The sequence below is a fragment of the Rhizobium rhododendri genome, from assembly GCF_007000325.2.
Taxonomy (GTDB): Bacteria; Pseudomonadota; Alphaproteobacteria; order Rhizobiales; family Rhizobiaceae; genus Rhizobium; species Rhizobium rhododendri.
Genome location: NZ_CP117269.1, coordinates 147550 through 166244 on the forward strand (window position 1 = coordinate 147550; position 18695 = coordinate 166244).

The following is an 18695-nucleotide window of genomic DNA, read 5'->3' on the forward strand; positions in this document are numbered from 1 at the left end:
GGAGGCCGTCATGGGTAAGTCACATCCGATTGCGTTGCGTGAGCGTGTGATAGGGTTTGTTGAGGAAGGCCATGGCCATCGCGAGGCGGCCCGGCATTTTCGGGTCTCGCCACGTTTCGTGAACGATCTGGTGATCCTCAAACGCGAGACAAATTCGCTTGTCCCGCGCCGGCAGGGGCATGTTGGCGGCGGCAAGCTTTCAGCGCATCACGCGTGGGTTGAAGAGCGGATGATGCAGAATGGCGAACTGACACTGGACGAGCTTTGCGTGGAACTCTGCGGACGTGGCGTCATCGTCCATCGCTCCAGTGTCGGACGGCTTCTTCACAGGCTGGGGCTGAGCCATAAAAAAAAGCCTGATGGCAAGCGAGCAGCAGCGCCTGGAGATCGCGCGGGCGCGTGAACTGTGGACCGGGCGGCGAAAGCCTTTCTTCAACAAAGCATTGGCACGACTGGTTTTTATTGACGAGACGTCGACGAACACAAAGCTGACAAAGCGGACGGGCTGGTCTCCCCGAGGCCAGCGATATCGAACGCACGCCCCCTTCGGGTCGTGGAAATCCCAAACGTTCATCGCTGGGCTACGATCCTATGGAATGGTTGCCCCCTGGATTGTCGATAGGCCGATGAATAGCGTATCCATCCGAGCAGGGCCGCAGGATTTTGAGCAGCGCGCGTGGTAATGTCGGTTGATGGAGATCGATGAGGACAAGATCGACGAGGCGGTTTTGGCGCTGTTATGGCTGACGCTGCATAACGAGCGTTGGGCCTGGAAGGGTTTCGACTGGGCGACGACGGATCGGCTTCACAAGAAGGGCATGATCGGCGACCCAGTCAACAAGTCGAAGTCATTGATCCTGACCGATGAAGGCCTGGAGCGTTCGGAAGCATTGTTCCGGGAGCTGTTTACGCGGCGGCCGCAATAGCCGTTCCTTTGTGTGACTTCCAGTGCCAAGGCAGCAGTTCGTGCAGGCGGGAGACAGGAAGATCGGCGATGCGGGCGAACACATCGGCGAGCCACGCCTTTGGGTCGACGTCGTTGAGACGGCAGGTCGTGATAACGGAGAGCATGATGGCGGCACGATCGGCCCCACGCTGGGAACCGGCGAAGGTCCAGTTTCGACGCCCGAGTGCAATTCCTCTCAGAGCGCGCTCGGCCGTATTGTTCGTGAGACAAATCCGGCCATCGTCGAGGAAACGCGCAAAACCATCCCATCGCTTCAGCATGTAATCGATCGGCTCGATCACCTCGGACGATTTGCTGAGCGTGGCGCGCTCGCGTTTCAGCCACTCGTGCATGTCGTCAAACAGCGGCTTGCTCTTTTCCTGCCGCGCGGCCAACCGTTCTTCGGCACTCAATCCATTGATCTCGCGTTCGATCTCAAACAGCGCCTCGTACCGTTGGACGGCCTCAAGCGCGATCGGCGAGATCGGCTTGCCTTTACGTTTGCGGTCGCGGGCATTTTTCTGGATGTCAGCCAGTTCAAAGAATTTGCGCCGCGCGTGCGCATGACAAAAGGCAAAGGTGATCGGTACCACCTTCTTTTCGGCGACACTGAGCGGCTCGAAGCCATTGTAGCAATCGCTCTGCAGAATGCCGCCATACCCGGCCAGGTGCTTCTGCGGATGCTCGGCGCCGCCGCGCCGCCGTAGGGACGGTCATCGCATACGTAGGTCCATATTCGCCCGGTCGTGCATTTGTCTTTGGCCTGGATGGGAATAGTGGTGTCGTCGCCAAAAAGGCGCTCGGCCGCGAAGACATGCGCCTCGATCAGATCAAAGATCGGCAGGAGCGCGGCCGTTCCATACCCGACCTGGTCGGCCAGCGTCGAGGTCGAAAGCTCGATGCCCTCGCATTTGAACCGGGTGCTCTGGCGGTTCAGCGGGCTATGCATTCCAAACTTGTCAAAGAGGATCGTCGCCAGCAGATGAGGACCGATGAAGCCGCGCGGCGTCGCATGGAACGGCGCCGGCGGCTGGCTGATCGCTTCGCAGTCACGGCAGGTAAATTTCTCCCGCACCGTCTCGATCACTTTGAACCGACGCGGAATCTCTTCCAGCGTCTCGGTGACGTCTTCGCCCAGCTTGGAAAGCCGTGATCCACCGCAGCATGCGCAAGTGGCCGGGGGATCGATGACCACGCGCTCGCGCTCGATATCCTCCGGCCACGGCTTTCGGACCGGCCGTTTGCGCGTGAACGAACGCACGCTCGAGGTCTTGGCGGAAGCCGCCTGCGCTGCGGCTTCATCCTCCGTCGCCGCCATCACCAGTTCTTCGAGCTGCAATTCCATCTGGTCGATCAGGCGCGCCGTGCGCTCAGATCGCTTTCCGCGCAGTTCGCGTCTCAGCTTTTCGATCGCCAGCTCCAGACTGGCAATCAAGGCCTCACTGTCCGACAGCATGGCCTGCGCATTGGCGGCTTGCGCCACCGCAATGTCCCGTTCAGTGACGACGGTGTCGCGCTCGGCAACAACGACATCACGTTCAGCCTGTAACATCTCACGCTCGGAAAGCAGCGCCAGATAGGCGCTCGCAAGGTCCGCAGGAAGGTCCACAGGCTTCGAAGTCATGAAGCCATTCGATCAGATTCATTCAATATTTTCAATGCAATAATGCTATCCGATCCGTGTCGGACGCCAGGTTTCCTGCGGATTGCGCCAGTCGATCCCGGACAACAAATAAGACAATTGTGCCGGTGAGATCGCGACCGCGCCGCCCTCCATATTCGGCCAGATAAACCGGCCCTTCTCCAGCCGCCGGGTAAAAAGGCAGGCGCCCAGACCATCGTGCCAGATGATCTTCAAAATATCCGATCTGCGACCCCTGAAGACGAAGAGATGCCCTGACAACGGATCATGCTTCAGAACCTCCTGCACCCGAAGCGCCAGAGAAGGAAAGCCACAGCGCATGTCAGTATACCCTGTCGAAAGCCAGACCTTGACCCCTGTTCCCATCGGAAACGGATTCACCTCAGCGCCTCCAGTCCGCGCAGGATCCGAAGCAGCGCTTCAACGTCGACATCGCGTCCCACAATCACACGGCGACCATTGGCGCTGACAACCTCCATAAGCCCACTATGTGCCGTCGAAGAATTGGTCGGCGCAACAACCGGAATGCCTGGCTCCGGGACCAACAGTGCAGGAATAAACCCTTCACTCCCACGGCCACTGCCGAGCCGTCCCTCGCGAGCTGCTTTACGCCAATCGTTCAACTGAAAGCGTGTGATCCCATGGCGACGTGCTGTTGCCGTGACCTGACGCGGGGCGGAATAACTCTCCGCCACGATCGCAAGTTTGGCCTCGTTGCTGAAACGGCGACGCCGCCCGCTATCGACAATCTCCATACGGCTAACTTGCGGCCGCTTCTCTATCGTTAAATCCACGGTTCTCACACTGTCTATATTGACGTCCATATAGACAGAACATCCAGTTCGCCTCACTTCTTAGCAAGGCGGCCCTCCTCGGACGCGTACTGAATAGCCGCAGCTTCGAGGCTTGGATAGAGACCCAACTCGCGCCGACCCTGTCGCATGGAGACGTCGTCATCCTAGACAATGTCGCCTTCCACAAGAGCGAGCGGGCCGAAAAGCTGGTCCGCGCAAAGGGAGCCTGGCTGCTGTTCCTGCCACCCTATAGTCCCGACCTCAATCCCATCGAGATGGCCTTCTCAAAACTCAAGACGCTGCTGCGAAAGCGGGCGGCCCGCAGCTTCGATGCCATCTCCAACGCGCTTGGCGAAATCTGTGACCTCTTCTCCGTCACAGAATGTAAAAACTACTTCAAGGCAGCAGGATATGAGTGCGATTAAATGCGACACGCTTTAGCTACAGTTGCCCGGGTGACAGGACGGTGCCGCAATGACTATCCCCATCGAGACGGCCGCTCTTCGGAGCACGTTTGAGCACGCGGTAATCAATCTCACTTTCAGTGGAGATGAAATTTGCATAATTGATGATAAATAGCGTGTTAGAGAGCGGAATCTCATCTACAGAATATTTGAAAAAATCTCGATGTTAACGTTCGATAGAATCGTCACGCTTTCGTTTTGAAAGCGCATCGCGTGGCGTCTCCCTTATGTTTGACACGTCCGATCCGGTGGCGCGGTTCCGCTGCCCAATTTCATGCCTAAAGAAAGGACTAGGATCGGAGATCGATGACCTACGCGCATCCGAACGTCTTTTATCGTTAGCCAGCGATTTCGTCCCCGTTGGTTTGAATGTGAGTTTGGTCTGGCCAGCCGCACATCCCGCCCTCTCGATTCCTCGACGAACAGCCGATATTTGAGGCTTTTTCAATCCGGTAGATTTATCTGCTTTACTCGCTCCCGCCAGCACCAAGTGCCGCTGGGGCACTGTGAGAAGCCGGCACGTCCATGCTTCATGAAAATCGTGCAGATCGCGCACAAGATCGTTGAATTGGTCAGGACTGTTTGTCTTAAGCGTGTGTAGCTGGCCGCTGCCGACAAACGCCGCGAGTTCCGGGCGATCATTTATATCCACCATCCCCGGAGCCAACCAGAAGTCTCTGTTGTCGGAGACGGTTTTAAGAAAACAAATACGGCTGTAGAAGTTACCGCGGCTAGGAGGAATAACTGCATCAAGGGATTTTGCGACGTAACCTGCCATTTCTGCTGCAATGGGATTTGTCCTTGCTCGATGCGGGTTGTCATAGAGGACGGCCGCAAGCATGTCGTATGCTAGATACGGGTGAGGTTGATAGGATATTGGGCGGTGGGCTGCTTCTGTGGCCCCATTTGCAGCATAGGAAGAATCCGAGCTGAAACGGTATTGCGCTATTAAACGAGCAATATCTTTAACTTCGTCGGGCGCAAGTTTGCGCACATTCTTATTATCAGCTAGCTGCAGCAGCTTTTGCCGTTCTGGACGAATTATTTTCTCTACGGCGTCCGTCACTTCCTTCATGCGATAATGAAATTGATTTGGAATGAAATCCCGGGTTTCAGCACCGCGCGTCTCGGCAATGGTCCTTTGCCTCTTGAGCCAATTCTGAATAGAACTGGAATGCGTTACGATCTCATCAATGACCCGCTGACGCACCTCATTGTAGCTGGCACCATCTGGGATTATCGTGTCGAGGAGCTTGTTAATTTCACGCAGGTCGGCGTTATACCGATCTCTGTGTTTGATATTACCACTAGTGTAAACGGAGGTGTGCTTTTCCGGTAATCTGAGATCAGCGCGATGCCCAACAACAGCAGTCTTAGGGAATTCGACGGGGCTGACCCAGTGTGGAATCTGTCCGTGTCGCTGCAGGTACTCCGACAGATGACCGATCGTAGCTGCCTGGACTGGATTGGCAAAGCGCGGTTTCATTGAGTCGATGGTGCGGATGACTTCATCTACTTTCGCCGCATTGTTTATCGTCGCCAAATCGGAAGTACCGATTATTCCGGCGTCGCTGATGAGCCGCAAGGTGCCCAAGCGCTGTCTGTTGAACTGCGGCAGGGCAGGAATGGAGCGGCTCAGGATCGCGTCCACTTGGCGGCCGAGCGAACCGGCGTCTGATTGTAAATTTTCTGTCCTTGAGCCAGAGGGCGGTGGACCATTTAATCTACCACCTGCATAGGCAGGAATTCTGCTGCGGATGGAGTCCGTCAGATATGTAATCGCTGATGCTTCCAGCTCGGACTTGCGCACGGTGCATATCCACTGCAAAGAGGTTCTATTCCGTCGATTTTGCGCCTTTCATCGCATTAGGCAATCCCAACGATTGAGCGTTCATCACAAAAATCAATTCATCTGTAATACAGTAAGCGGTATGCGGCGTCCACGCCCCATTGATTTTTCAGTTGCAGCGGCTTGATGGTATTGCCTTTGGGTCCGGATGTGAGCTCACCGACGAGTATCTGACGAGCTCATTGTGAGGACTTGATGCGGGCGGCATAGGCCCAAGGCATTAGGGCATCGATGTCTTTGGCGAGGTGGCCGTTTGCGAGGCGGGTGAAGAGGTCGCACAGATAGGCGTAAGGCTCAATTCCATTCATTTTACATGTGCCGATCAAGCTGGCAAACCGGGCCCAATTTCGGCCCCCTTCATCGTGGCCGGCGAAGAGCGCATTGCGGCGGTTCATGGCCGGGCGACGGATCGCGTTTTCCACCAGGTTGGAGTCAATATCGACATGGCCGTCGTCTAAGAACAATCTGAAGCCGTCTTGCCGCGTCAGCATGTATGCCAAGGCTTTTCCAAGATCTGACTTGCGTGAGACACGTGCAGCCTGAGCCGCGATCCATGTGAAGAACTTGTCCACCAGCGGGAGCGACAACTCCTGTCGGACTGCCCGACGATGTTCGGGCTCATTGCCTCGAATACTGTCTTCGATCTTGTAGAGCGCGGCGATGCGAATGAGCGCCTCATCAACGATGGGTGATCCGCTCCTCGGCGTGGCCTTGATCAGCTTTCTGCGCCCGTGTGCCCAACAGAAAGCCAGTTTCAAGGGATCGCCGCCCACACGCTCCGACGTGGCAAGGTGAGAGTAACCACCGTAGGCGGTGGAGTGGACGCCCCCCGACGGCATCAAATGTGCCATAGTGCGGGTGCTTAGACCTACAAGGAGGACGTCCATGAATGAGATTAGCATCATCGGCCTGGATCTGGCAAAGAACGTGTTCCAGATCCACGGCTCAGGTTCCGACGGGAGCGTCGCTCTTCGTAAGAAGCTGAACCGTGGAAGATTGCTTGAGTTCTTCGCCCAGCTTCCTATCTGTGTTGTCGCAATGGAAGCCTGCGCCAGCGCCCATTATTGGGGACGAGAAATCGGCAAATTCGGTCATGAGGTTACACTTATCAACCCGTCTTACGTGAAGCCCTTCATCAAACGCCAAAAGAATGATGCCGCCGACGCCGAAGCTATCGCAGAGGCGGCTTCGCGACCGACGATGCGGTTCGTGAGCGTCAAAAGTGCCGAGAAGCAGGCTTCATCCATGGCGTTCAAGGTTCGCGACCTGTTGGTCCGACAGCGGACGCAGACGATAAATGCGTTACGCGGTCATCTTATGGAATATGGCCTGATCATTCCTCAGGGCATCAAGCACATTCCCCTCCTACATGAACAGATCACAACGAATTCCGATCTGCCTGAGGTTGCGCGGGTACTTTGCAAAGGTTTGTTGGAACAAGTGGTGTTCCTCTCCGAACAGATCGCCGTCCTGGAAAAGGAGCTCCGCACACGCGCCCGGCAGGATGAACTTGCCTCGCGGCTGATGACTATTCCGGGAGTCGGCCCGATTTGCGCCACCGCGATCGAAGCATTGGCACCGGCCGCGGAGACCTTCTCAAGGGGGCGAGATTTTGCAGCATGGATCGGCCTTACGCCTAAACAAAACTCCTCCGGCGGCAAGGACCGTCTCGGCAAAGTTTCCAAGATGGGGCAGCGCGATCTTCGCCGTCTCCTCGTTCTCGGAGCAACGGCGGTTGTCCGCTGGGCAAGACGATACGAAGCGCCTGCCGGTTCATGGTTGGCAAGAATGCTTTTGAAGAAGCCGCCGAAGCTTGTTGCCGTGGCTCTGGCGAATAAATTGGCGCGGACCGCCTGGGCTCTGATGGCTCGCGGCGGCGTCTACCAAGCTCCGGCATCTGGTACTGTCTAGGGCAGAACAGAACCGCGAGACGTCGGGAATGTGGTGAGGTCAACGGAGGATTATGGGCAATCGGTCAGAAGCAGGATCGGAAGAATCATTAGGTCGATGAGTGCCCAGAGCACGCCTAAGCGAATTGGATCTGATCCACGTATTCCATAAGGGCCCGCGACGTGTTGAAGTCGCTTTACGAGGCCGAACACACGTCAGCACCCGACCACATGCCCGTACCGAAGAAAGATTTTGCTTGCATTTACCGGGGCGTCCACACACATCGACCTGGATCGTGCCGTTGAACCCGTCGAGGATTTCAGCGGCATATTCGCCTTTACGCCCAGGCCGATAATGGAACACCACGCCTGATGGCGCAGAGCCTTCCAGCCGCGGTCGTCACGCAGCACGGCCCAGAGATAACCCGTCTTCGTCTTGCCTCGCCCCGGATCAAGAACCGGGGCGGTCGTCTCATCGACATAGAGCCGCGTGCTTTCCCACAGGAGCTGTTTAGCCATATGGTCGACCACCGGCCGGATTTCGCTGCCCGTGCGCCCCATCCAATCGGCCAGGACCGTGCGGTCTATCGGCACCCCGTGTCGTGCCATGACCTCGGCCTGCCGGTTGAGCGGCATATGTTCGGAATGCTTGGAGACGGCAATCTCCGCCAGAAGGGCTTCGGTCGGCCAGCTCCCTTCCAGCAAATGTGCAGGCGCTTTGGCCTGGACAACGCCAGTTCGCCCCTTGGGACATGCGTATTTCGGGCGGATCGTGACGATCACCTCGTAGCGTGCCGGGACCCGGTCGAGCCGTTCCGTCCGATCCTCGCCGATCCGCACCATGTTGCCGCAACCGCAGGGGCAAACAATGCTCTCGGGCTCGATCACGCGCTCGACCCGAGGCAGGTGTTCAGGCAGTGCACGGGCCTTACGCTCCTTGCGAGAAACGGCCTTGTCCGGATCGCCAACCTCTCCAGGATTGATTGCGCTGGCTTCGATCTTCTTCTCGACGGCGGCGATCCGCGCCTGTGTTTCGGCAATCGCCGTTTCAAGGTCTTCCAGTGCCAGTTCCATCTGCCCCGGATCAAGCTTTTCCGATTTCGGCCCGAACTTCGCGCGCCGATATTCATGAACCTGACCCTCGAGTGTCTCGATCAGCTCCTTCAACTCGGCGATGAACACATCCTTTTCGGCCACAACTGCCTGCTCGTGCTGACGTGCTGCACGCTCGACCGACAGCTCGAACTGCATCTCCGCGAAGGCTTTGGCGACCTCTGGTGGAAGGTCCGGATACAAGCTGAGATCAAAGGATTGCGACATGCCGCTTTATAGCAAAATGGCATCAAAAATCCAAATAAAACAATGCGAGAGCCGCCAGAATTTACCCCGCTGCAGACGGCGCACTCACCCGTTGCGCCATCACCCGTCGCCAGTCCAGACCTTCGAACATGGCCTCATACTGACCCCTGGAAAGACGCATCGTTCCATCCTGAACCTTGGGCCAAGCAAAGCTGCCTTGTTCCAGAATTTTATATATTAACACCATTCCGCTGCCATCCCACACCAGGATCTTCAGACGATCTCCGCGCTTCGACCGGAAGATGACCGTAATCCGGGAATGTGGATCGAGCTTCAACTCGGTCTGCACCATCAGAGCCAGCGCCTGATGCCCACAGCGGAAGTCCACCGGACGCGTTGCGATCAGGATCGGCAGTCGTTGGCCCGCGACAATCATGGCGCTCCTCGCACAGCGCGAACCAGAGCGGCGACCCGTTCAACGGGCACATCGTTCGGAACCCGCATCACAACGTCTGAGCCAATCTCCAACGTCAAAACCTGCACCTTCGGCCCGTCGGAGGCCAGCTTCGGCAGCGGCAACCGATTGACAGGCTCAGGCGCATCCGCAGCGATTGCCAGAGGCACGAATGCCGGCTCGATACCATCGTGCTCCGACGGCGTCGTTGCCGCCGCAAACGGCAGCACCAGAATGCCGTCGCGCACCTGACGTCGCCAATCGGAAAGCTGGTTTGCTATAACGCCGTGACGGCGCGCGACATCCACAACGCGAACACCAGGCTCAAAGCTTTCCGCCACGATCCGCGCCTTCACATCATCCGGCCAACGCCGGTTTCCGCGGCGCGGCTCGACAACTTCGTAGCGACCAACAAATCCATCATCTGCCATGAAAATCTCCAGATACAACTGGAAACCTTCTCGCATATGCAGCAAGCCTCAAAATACACCCAATCCAATGGGGCGGAGACGGCGCTTACAGTAAGCGTTTCAAATCCGAAGACTTTCAAATCTGTGTAATTGACGTGCGCACCTCAATTAAAGGAAATCGCGAACCGAGTAGGCAGAATTTAAAGGTTTTCTTTTAAAAGAATTTCGATTCTGATCTTCTCTTGCGCCGCCAACGGCTCCTTGGCATCGGCGCGTGCTCGCATGATGCGTACTGCGCTGCGAACTGCGTGGCCCGGATCCTGCGCGATGACCGCGTCAATGCGGTCGTCGCGCAGTGCCTCTTCAGTGAAGATCGTGCGTTCGTGGACCACTACCGTGAGGTTAGAAAGATCTGAATGTGCGGCGATCGCCGAAAGCGGCACCCGGGCCTCAGCACTCAATACGTAGACCGCGATAATGTCCTTGTTGTTCTCGAGGACGCGCTCGATGATCTGGTTTGCGCGACGTTCATCGGCGTGCGTTTCGATGGACGGAAGAGCTCTGATATCGGGGAAATGCTGATTTATGACGCTGTCGAAGCCGTGGCGCCGCTGGATGCTGTCCAGAGATTGCATCCTCTCAGCGACAACCATCACCTTGCCCTGCCTGTGAAAGGAAAGCCTGCCAATCAATTTTCCGGCCGTGGCTCCCGCTGCAAAGTTGTCCACACCGACAAAATCGGCCGTGGCGAGTTTCTCTTGCCCGGATAGGAACTGAATGACCTTGATGTTACGCTTAAGGAGACGAGCGACCGCATCGCGGACCTGGGGCGACTCCGGCGCCATCAGTGCTAAGCCGTCAATATCTTCTTCCTCGGCTCTGCTAAGATACTTCGCAACGCCATGTGCGTCGTCAGTCGCGATCTGGATGTAATCGAGGTAAGTGAGATCGCCCTGTAGCGCTGATTTCAATTCCTCTACGCGCCTTATAAGCTCTCGGAGGTACAGATCGCCCGAGTTTGGCAGGACAAAACGAAATCGATAGCTTTTATTGCGTGCGAGGCTCACGGCTGCGGGGTTAGGAACAAAGCCAATCCGATGGATGGCTTCGTTGACTTGCCTTACGGCTTTCTTGCTCACGTTAGGCCGACCGTTCAATACGCGGTCGACCGTCGCGAGGCTGACGCCCGCAGCCTCTGCGAGGTCTTTTGCTGTCGGCCGCATGCCAACTCCTAAAACGATTTGATCACTTCCATTTCCTCTGAATTGACGAGAAATGCAAGAATTGATGTGCGGACCTCAAAATCTTCTTGCGCTGAGGTGCGCACCTCAGTTATTAAGGTTTCGTGTTGGCCCAAATGGCCAAACCTGAACGGAAAGTCGACTAACTCGGCTACAGCGCTTTTTAAACCGCTGCGCCCTTGTCGTAACGTTTCTATTCCTCTCGATGGAGGTCGAGAGGTCAACGGTAGGATACCAATGAAGTCCCTTTTCTCGTGCTCGGCACTTGCTGCCGGGATGTATACCGCTGTGGTTATGGCATCGGCTTCTGACGCGCAGGCCGCTGATCTTACTTTGTGTTGGGCGGCATGGGATCCCGCCAACGCTCTGGTGGAGCTCAGTAAGGAATTCGAGGAGAAGAGCGGCAACAAGATGCACTTCGAATTCGTGCCATGGCCCAACTTTGCCGACCGTATGCTCAACGAGTTGAATTCCGGCGGAAAACTCTGTGACCTCCTGATCGGCGACAGCCAGTGGATTGGCGGCGCTGCCGAGAATGGCCAATACGTCAAGCTCAATGATTTCTTCGAAAAGGAAGGAATCAAGATGGAGGACTTCATCCCCGCGACCGTCGTTGGTTACGCGGAATGGCCGAAGAACTCACCCCACTATTGGGCAATGCCGGCGTTCGGTGACGTGGTCGGCTGGACCTACCGCAAGGATTGGTTCGAGCGCCCCGACATCCAGGCCGACTTCAAGCAGAGATATGGACGCGATCTTGCGGTTCCGAAGAACTGGAACGATTTGGTCGACATCGCGACATTCTTCCAAGGCCGTGAGATCGACGGTAAGAAGGTCTATGGCGCAGCGATCTACACGGAACGTGGTTCCGAAGGTATTACGATGGGCGCCACGAACGCGCTTTACAGCTACGGTTTCGAATATCAGAATCCGAACAAGCCTTATGATCTCGACGGCTTCGTGAACTCACCGGACGCGGTTGCCGGCCTTGAAGAATACAAAAAGCTCTACGATTGCTGCACGCCGCCGGGCCACTCCGACGCGTACATGACCCAGGACGTCGACGCCTACCGGTCCGGTCAGGTGGCGCTGCAGATGAACTTCACCTTTACATGGCCGGGCATCAACGCTGACGCCAATGTCGGCGGCGACAAGTCGGGCTACTTCCCCAACCCGGCCGGCCCGAAGGGCGGGCAGTTTGCCCAGCTCGGCGGCCAGGGCATTTCTGTCGTCGCGGCCTCCGAAAAACAGAAGGAAGCTCTCGATTACATCAAGTGGTTCGGCCAGCCCAACATCCAGCAGACATGGTGGAAGCTCGGCGGCTATTCCGCCCTGCAGGCGGTGGTTGAGGATCCCAGCTTCGCCTCCAGCCAGCCTTATGCAAAGCCGTTCCTTGATTCGATGGCGATCGTGAAGGATTTCTGGGCCGAACCGTCTTGCTTCTCTTCTCCAGGCATCGCAGAAGCGCTTCCACGACTATGTGGTTGCAAACCAAGGTACCGCGAAGGAAGCCCTGGATGGCCTGGCCAAGGATTGGAAGGCCGTCTTCGAGGACGAAGGCAAATACTGACGCTTATACACGCTTCCTCCCAGCGGTAAGCGTCACTGCAGGGCCGGCCACGCGGAGCGTGCCGGTCCTGCCCACCACTCATATCTATGCCAAGGAGACGGACATGCTCCATTCACCGATCGACCGGGTCGCCAGCGCGACTCCGCCCGCAATCGCGGCACGCGTCAAAGGTCTTTCTGATCGCGCCATAGCCTGGATTTTTGTAGCGCCCTCGATCGTCTTGCTACTCGCCATCAACATCTTTCCATTGATTTGGACGATCAGGCTTAGTTTCACGAATATCAGGGTCAACCGGCCCAACGCACCTGTCGAGTTCGTCGGCTTGCGCAATTACATCAGCATTCTGACGGACAACGATATCTGGCAGAGCATGCAGGCGACCGCGCATTTCCTGATCTGGACCATCGTCCTGCAGGTGCTGATCGGCTTTTCGCTTGCCTATCTGATCAACAAGAAATTCCGCGGCAATGACCTCTGGACGACGATCATCGTGCTTCCGATGATGCTGAGTCCCGCGGTTGTCGGCAACTTCTGGACTTTCCTTTATCAGCCGCAAATAGGCTTGTTCAATTACGTGGTTGGCTTCCTCACAGGGAACGAACCCTCCAGCTTCTCGATGATTGCAAGTACGTCTTTGGCGCCCTGGGCGATCGTCATCGTCGATACCTGGATGTGGACGCCCTTCGTGATGCTGATCTGCCTTGCCGGCCTGCGTTCCATACCGGCCAGCATCTATGAGGCGGCCGAATGCGACCGTGCGAGCAAGTGGCGCCAGTTCTGGACGATCACCATTCCAATGGTGCTGCCGTTCCTGATGCTGGCGGTTCTCTTCCGCGGCATCGAAAATTTCAAGATGTTCGATCTGGTGGTCCAGTTGACGGGCGGCGGTCCCGGTTCGATCACCGAACTGACCTCGATCAACCTGAAGCGCGCTGCTTTCGAGCAGTGGCGAACTGGCTATGCATCCGCCTATGCCGTCATTTTATTCGTTACCGTATTCGGCCTGGCGTCGATCTACGTCAAAGCTCTGAACAAGGTGAAACAGAGATGAGCAGCTATTCCGTAACCGAGCCTTCGGGGCGTCAGAAGTGGTTCGCCGGTATTCTGGTTATCCTCTACGCCGCAATCACACTCCTTCCGCTTTTGTGGATCATCGGCACGGGGTTCAAATCGCCTGCAGACGCGATCGCCTATCCCCCCAAAATGATCTTCGAACCGACGGTCGAAGGATATGTCAACCTCTTCACCACGCGTACCCGTGTGCCTGAGGAGCAACTCAAGGCGCTCGGAGAGCCGACGACCTGGTACGACAAACTGGTTCGTAAAGAAGGTGTGGTCATTACGGGTGCGTCCCGTTTTGCCGAGCGGTTCACGAACTCCGTCATCATCGCGTTTAGTTCGACCGTACTTTGTATCGCTCTCGGCACGGCCGCTGCCTATGCCTTCTCGCGGTTCAAGGTACCGTTTAAGGACGACCTGCTGTTCTTCATTCTTTCGACACGCATGATGCCGCCGATCGCCGTCGCCATCCCAATTTTCCTGATGTTCCGCTCCATGGGCCTCAGCGACACGCATGCTGGCATGATCCTTCTCTATACAGCGGTCAACCTGTCCCTGTCCGTGTGGCTGCTCAAGGGCTTCATCGACGAGATCCCGATCGAATACGAAGAAGCTGCCCTCATCGATGGCTACACGCGCTTCCAGGCCTTTTACAAAGTCGCGCTGCCGCAGGCCGTTACCGGCATCGCCTCAACCGCAATCTTCTGCCTGATCTTCGCATGGAACGAATATGCCTTTGCCGTTCTCCTGACCTCAGGCAATGCGCAGACAGCACCGCCGTTCATCCCGACCATCATCGGCGTCAGCGGCCAGGATTGGCCGGCAGTGGCCGCCGGAGCAACGATCTTCCTGGTTCCGGTCATGGTCTTCACCATCCTGCTTCGCAAACATCTTTTGCGCGGCATCACCTTCGGAGCGGTTCGCAAATGACGATCTTTCTCAATCGCCTGTTTCGTCTTCGGCGCGACGCATGGGAAATGCTGGCATCCATCCTGATTGCGCTTGGCGTCGTCATGTTGATGCAGCCACTGTCCCTATCGCTCTACTCCTACTCATTCATCGTGACGCTTGTGGGCACAGTGATGTTCATCATCGTCAGCCATTTCCCGGAGTGAACCCATGGCACAGATCAGAATTCAGAATGTGCGCAAGGATTTTGGGGCATTCAACGCGGTAAAGTCTTCCACCTTCACCGTGGAGGACGGAGAGTTCTTCATGCTTCTCGGCCCTTCCGGATGCGGCAAGACGACCACTTTGCGAATGATGGCCGGCCTTGAGCTTCCAACCAGCGGCGAAATCTACATCGGCGGCGAAGAGGTCGGCATGAAAAGGGCAGGCGAGCGGGATATCGCCTTCGTCTTCCAGATGTTCGCTCTTTATCCCCATATGAACGTCCGCAGGAATATTTCCTATCCCCTGGTCAGCCAGGGCATGCGCGAGGCGGAGGTCACCAAGCGTGTCGCCGAGGTGGCGAAGATTCTGCAAATCGAGAGCATCCTCGACAAACCCGTCGGCCGCCTATCCGGCGGCGATCGCCAGCGCGTCGCACTCGGCCGTGCCATCGTGCGCAACCCGAAAGCATTCTTTATGGACGAGCCGCTCGGCGCACTCGACGCTGAATTTCGTGAGCACATGGCGGAAGAGCTGCGCGCTCTGCATGATCGCATGGGCGCCACCACTGTTTACGTGACACATGATCAGCTGGAAGCCATGCAGATGGGCGACAAGATCGTTGTGATGAACCACGGGGTCGTCGAGCAATTCGGCAAACCTCAACAGATCTATGACTGGCCGGCGACGAAGTTCGTCGCCAAGTTCATCGGCTCGCCACCCATGAATTTCTTGGAATTTGAAGGCGTAATGGCAGCCGGTGGTAATCAGGTTAGCCTCTGCGGGTACGACGTGAAGGTTCCAGCCTCCCGAGACGAACGCCAAGGGAAGCTCGCGCTTGGTGTGAGACCCGAACATGTCAGGTTCAGGGATGATTCATCGTTTCGGGGCCGTGTGGTCGCCACCGAATATCTCGGTACGACCCAGATCGTCACAATCGATACCGCACACGGAGCAATCAAGGCTCGAACCCGCTCGAACCAGTCCGCCCGTGTCGATGAACTGATTGGTCTCGATTTCGATACCAAAACCTTGACCATCTTCGACTCGGCAAGCGGAAACGCCCTTATCTCCGAGGCCAATGAAGGAGTGCTGCGTCGTGGCTGAAGTCATCCTCAAAAGCATAAACAAGTCATTCGCCGGCCATCGCGCCCTCGACGGCGTTTCGATGGTCGTCCCGGATGGATCGTTTGTCGTTCTTCTCGGCCCGACAGGTGCCGGCAAGACAACGACATTGCGAATGGTTTCCGGGCTGGACACGCCCGACAGCGGTGATGTTATCATTGGCGGACGCTCAATGCGCGGTCTCACGCCCGCGCAGCGCAATGTCGCAATGGTCTTCCAGCAGTATTCCCTCTATCCGCATCTCTCGGTGCGCCAGAACCTGGAATTCCCATTGAAGTCGCCGCTGCTGAAGACACCGCAAAATGTCATAAACGAGAAAGTGAAGGCGATTGCAGAAATCCTGCAGATCTCACACAAGCTCGATAACAAGGCGACAGCCCTTTCGGGTGGCGAAATGCAACGTGTGTCCATCGGACGCGCGTTGGTCAGAAACCCGCAAATCTACCTGATGGATGAGCCTTTAAGTTCGCTCGACGCCAAGCTCCGATCCGATCTTCGCATCGAGCTCAAGAGCATCCAGGCCAAATCGGGTGCGACTTTGCTCTATGTCACCCACGATCAGGTCGAAGCGATGACGATGGCAACCCATGTCGGCGTCCTCCAGAACGGCAAGCTTGTCCAGTTCGGCTCTCCACGCGAGATCTACGAACAACCCGTCAGCCTGTATGCGGCGACCCGCCTCGGGCAGCCACGCATTAATGTCGTCCCTGCGGAACTCTTTCCCGGTGCGCCGGCAAAGGCCAAATCCATTGGCTTGCGGCCGGAACATATCGGTCAGTGTGATGGTCAGGATGCGACAGTAACCCGCGTCGAACATCTGGGCGATCAGACCCGCCTCCATCTCATGTTCAAGACGCACAACCTTATCACCGTCACCGACGCCCATACCGAACTCAAGGGCGGCGAAACCATCAAGATCAAGCCAAACAAGCCGCTCTACTTCGATGTGGACGGCATGCGCTTAGTTTAAGGGAGACAATAATGTCACAGTTCCTCAACAGCAGGGAAAATGCGGTCACGGAAGCGCTGGAGGGAGTGCTCGCGGCATCTGGCGGTGCACTCGTCCGTCTGGACGGATATCCGCACATCCGTGTCATCGTCCGATCCGATTGGGACAAGAGCAAGGTGGCGCTCGTCTCCGGCGGTGGATCAGGCCATGAGCCCGCACATGCCGGCTTCGTTGGCAGGGGAATGCTGACCGCCGCCGTTTGCGGTGATGTTTTTGCATCGCCCAGCGTTGACGCGATCCTTGCCGGTATCCTGGCTGTCACAGGACCAGCGGGCTGCTTGCTCATCGTAAAGAACTATACCGGTGACCGCCTTAACTTCGGGCTTGCAGCCGAACGCGCGCGCGCATACGGCTTGAACGTCAGCATGGTGATCGTCGACGACGACATCGCGCTGCCGGAACTCCCTCAGGCTCGGGGTGTGGCAGGAACACTTCTCGTCCACAAGATCGCGGGTGCCGTGGCGGAAAGCGGTGCGGATCTAGACGCGGTTATCAAGGCCGCACGCCGTGTAATCCAGAACACGAGCTCGATCGGCATATCGCTCGACACCTGCACAGTCCCTGGCTCTCCCAAGGAGAATCGGATCCCCGAAGGGCACGCCGAGCTCGGTCTTGGGATTCACGGCGAAGCCGGCGTCGAGCAGATCGAATATTCAGGTGCAAAGGGCGCTGTGGCCGCAATGGTCGATCGCCTCGCTGCGTCGATGTCAGATAAACCTCACGTGGCCCTCGTCAACAACCTTGGCGGCACCTCGATCCTGGAGATGTCGGTAGTGATTTATGAGCTGATCCAATCCAAGATCGGCAGCAAGATTACTCACATCATTGGTCCGGCGCAGTTGATGACGTCACTCGACATGCAGGGATTTTCGATCTCGGTATTTCCTGCCGAAACGGCAGAACTGGCGCTTCTGCAGGCACCGGTGGACCTTCCAGCATGGCCGGGGCTTGCGGCCGTCAAACCCGTCTCTATCCTCGCTCTGCCCGACGGTTTGACGCCAATCGCACCTATTCCGTCCCAGCACAAAGCCACCCGTGAGTTCCTCCATGATTGCTGCTCGCTTCTCATCGAGGCGGAAAAGGATCTGAATGCCCTGGACGCCAAGTCTGGTGACGGCGACACCGGCTCAACATTGTCCAGCGCTGCGCGCGCCCTGATCGGTGCGCTCGATCGCCTCCCGCTATCCGATCATACGCAACTCTTCCGGGCCATGGGCCAGGAACTCAGCCAGACCATGGGCGGATCATCGGGTGTGCTCCTCGCGATTTTCTTTGCTGCCGCTGGTGATGGTGCATCAAGTGGGCTGACGATCCGCGATGCATTAAAGGCCGGCCTCTATAGAATGCAGGAGATTGGTGGCGCGCGGCTTGGCGACCGGACAATGGTCGATGCTCTCTTGCCTGCACTCGACGCACTCGAACAAGGTTTCGCCCCCGCAGCTAAAGCAGCACGTGCAGGAGCTGACCTAACGGCAACACTTATCCACGCAAAGGCGGGACGTGCTGCATATGTCAATGCAAAGCAATTGGAAGGTCATGTCGATCCCGGAGCAGAGGCCGTTGCCCGACTGTTCGAGTACCTGGCGGTGCGGCCCGACTTCACCGGTCAATCAGCTGGCGAAAAGACCGTCGCTATGAGCGTGACAGGGTGATAATCGTCGCAGACGCAGACGCAGACGCACACGCACATGGAATTTGGCACCTGTTTGGATCAGAAAAAATCGATCCTATCATCGGGCTCCAGCAATTGCTTCCCCCAGTAGAAGCAATTGCTTCTACTGGCAGGATATATTGATATGTAAAATATGTTTGCCACCATTGCTGATCCGCATTT

The 18695-nt window shown here is 56.9% G+C and carries 15 protein-coding genes and 5 pseudogenes; 11 read left to right on the top strand and 9 right to left on the bottom strand.

Annotated features, from left to right (window positions below):
* Nucleotides 1-10 precede the first annotated feature (10 nt).
* Together PR018_RS25610 and PR018_RS25615 are read left to right on the top strand one after the other, a co-directional pair.
* Nucleotides 11-403 carry a helix-turn-helix domain-containing protein gene (locus PR018_RS25610; protein WP_143123534.1) on the top strand — a complete coding sequence of 131 codons (393 nt, stop codon included), beginning with the start codon at nt 11-13 and terminating at the stop codon, nt 401-403.
* A gap of 289 nt (nt 404-692) precedes the next feature.
* Nucleotides 693-926, top strand: coding sequence for a DUF6429 family protein (locus PR018_RS25615; protein ID WP_142832602.1), 234 nt, complete (start codon nt 693-695; stop codon nt 924-926).
* Here PR018_RS25615 and tnpC (PR018_RS25620) read toward each other — a convergent pair.
* The 3 genes and pseudogenes from tnpC (PR018_RS25620) to tnpA (PR018_RS25630) all read right to left on the bottom strand — a co-directional run bounded on the left by tnpC (PR018_RS25620) (nt 907) and on the right by tnpA (PR018_RS25630) (nt 3412).
* Nucleotides 907-2570: pseudogene (tnpC, locus tag PR018_RS25620) on the bottom strand (IS66 family transposase). The gene PR018_RS25615 and the pseudogene tnpC (PR018_RS25620) sit on opposite strands and share 20 nt — an antisense overlap.
* 45 nt (nt 2571-2615) lie before the next feature.
* Complete coding sequence (gene tnpB, locus PR018_RS25625) at nt 2616-2954, bottom strand: IS66 family insertion sequence element accessory protein TnpB (protein WP_107592581.1); 339 nt, start codon at nt 2952-2954, stop codon at nt 2616-2618.
* An 11-nt stretch (nt 2955-2965) separates the two neighbouring features.
* Complete coding sequence (gene tnpA / locus PR018_RS25630; protein WP_142832601.1) at nt 2966-3412, bottom strand: IS66-like element accessory protein TnpA; 447 nt, start codon at nt 3410-3412, stop codon at nt 2966-2968.
* A 68-nt stretch (nt 3413-3480) separates the two neighbouring features.
* Between tnpA (PR018_RS25630) and PR018_RS25635 the strand changes: the two are divergent.
* Nucleotides 3481-3807 (top strand): annotated as a pseudogene (locus tag PR018_RS25635) (transposase); the annotation flags it as partial.
* Between the two features lie 205 nt (nt 3808-4012).
* On the opposite strand, the gene PR018_RS25640 reads toward PR018_RS25635, so the two are convergent.
* Together PR018_RS25640 and tnpC (PR018_RS25645) are read right to left on the bottom strand one after the other, a co-directional pair.
* The gene (locus tag PR018_RS25640; protein ID WP_142832482.1) at nt 4013-5656 is read right to left on the bottom strand and encodes a hypothetical protein; all 1644 of its coding nucleotides are present in this window, start codon (nt 5654-5656) and stop codon (nt 4013-4015) included.
* Between the two features lie 218 nt (nt 5657-5874).
* Nucleotides 5875-6510: pseudogene (gene tnpC / locus PR018_RS25645) on the bottom strand (IS66 family transposase); the annotation flags it as partial.
* A 70-nt stretch (nt 6511-6580) separates the two neighbouring features.
* On the opposite strand from tnpC (PR018_RS25645), the gene PR018_RS25650 reads away from it, so the two are divergent.
* Nucleotides 6581-7606 carry an IS110 family RNA-guided transposase gene (locus PR018_RS25650; RefSeq protein ID WP_142832483.1) on the top strand — a complete coding sequence of 342 codons (1026 nt, stop codon included), beginning with the start codon at nt 6581-6583 and terminating at the stop codon, nt 7604-7606.
* Nucleotides 7607-7858: 252 nt separating this feature from the next.
* On the opposite strand, the pseudogene tnpC (PR018_RS25655) reads toward PR018_RS25650, so the two are convergent.
* The 4 genes and pseudogenes from tnpC (PR018_RS25655) to PR018_RS25670 form a co-directional block, all read right to left on the bottom strand.
* Nucleotides 7859-8904: pseudogene (gene tnpC, locus PR018_RS25655) on the bottom strand (IS66 family transposase); the annotation flags it as partial.
* A gap of 61 nt (nt 8905-8965) precedes the next feature.
* On the bottom strand, nt 8966-9319 hold the full coding sequence (gene tnpB / locus PR018_RS25660; protein ID WP_142832484.1) for an IS66 family insertion sequence element accessory protein TnpB: 354 nt from the start codon (nt 9317-9319) through the stop codon (nt 8966-8968).
* The gene (tnpA, locus tag PR018_RS25665) at nt 9316-9768 is read right to left on the bottom strand and encodes an IS66-like element accessory protein TnpA (RefSeq protein ID WP_142832485.1); all 453 of its coding nucleotides are present in this window, start codon (nt 9766-9768) and stop codon (nt 9316-9318) included. The genes tnpB (PR018_RS25660) and tnpA (PR018_RS25665) overlap by 4 nt, the downstream gene beginning before the upstream one ends.
* A 179-nt stretch (nt 9769-9947) precedes the next feature.
* Nucleotides 9948-10970, bottom strand: a complete 1023-nt coding sequence (locus PR018_RS25670; protein ID WP_142832487.1) for a LacI family DNA-binding transcriptional regulator — start codon at nt 10968-10970, stop codon at nt 9948-9950.
* Between the two features lie 294 nt (nt 10971-11264).
* Between PR018_RS25670 and PR018_RS25675 the strand changes: the two are divergent.
* The 7 genes and pseudogenes from PR018_RS25675 (at nt 11265) to PR018_RS25705 (ending at nt 18513) form a co-directional block, all read left to right on the top strand.
* Nucleotides 11265-12558, top strand: a pseudogene (locus tag PR018_RS25675) (ABC transporter substrate-binding protein).
* Nucleotides 12559-12661: 103 nt separating this feature from the next.
* Nucleotides 12662-13609 carry a carbohydrate ABC transporter permease gene (locus tag PR018_RS25680; protein WP_142832488.1) on the top strand — a complete coding sequence of 316 codons (948 nt, stop codon included), beginning with the start codon at nt 12662-12664 and terminating at the stop codon, nt 13607-13609.
* On the top strand, nt 13606-14547 hold the full coding sequence (locus PR018_RS25685) for a carbohydrate ABC transporter permease (RefSeq protein ID WP_142832489.1): 942 nt from the start codon (nt 13606-13608) through the stop codon (nt 14545-14547). Before PR018_RS25680 ends, PR018_RS25685 begins: the two co-directional genes overlap by 4 nt.
* Nucleotides 14544-14732 (top strand): hypothetical protein, encoded by a 189-nt coding sequence (locus tag PR018_RS25690; protein WP_142832490.1) that lies wholly within the window; start codon nt 14544-14546, stop codon nt 14730-14732. Before PR018_RS25685 ends, PR018_RS25690 begins: the two co-directional genes overlap by 4 nt.
* Before the next feature lie 4 nt (nt 14733-14736).
* A complete protein-coding gene (locus tag PR018_RS25695) occupies nt 14737-15834 on the top strand; it encodes an ABC transporter ATP-binding protein (protein ID WP_142832491.1) in 1098 nt (365 codons plus the stop codon).
* The gene (locus tag PR018_RS25700) at nt 15827-16822 is read left to right on the top strand and encodes an ABC transporter ATP-binding protein (protein WP_142832492.1); all 996 of its coding nucleotides are present in this window, start codon (nt 15827-15829) and stop codon (nt 16820-16822) included. The genes PR018_RS25695 and PR018_RS25700 overlap by 8 nt, the downstream gene beginning before the upstream one ends.
* An 11-nt stretch (nt 16823-16833) precedes the next feature.
* Nucleotides 16834-18513, top strand: a complete 1680-nt coding sequence (locus tag PR018_RS25705; RefSeq protein ID WP_142832493.1) for a dihydroxyacetone kinase subunit DhaK — start codon at nt 16834-16836, stop codon at nt 18511-18513.
* Nucleotides 18514-18695: the final 182 nt, after the last annotated feature.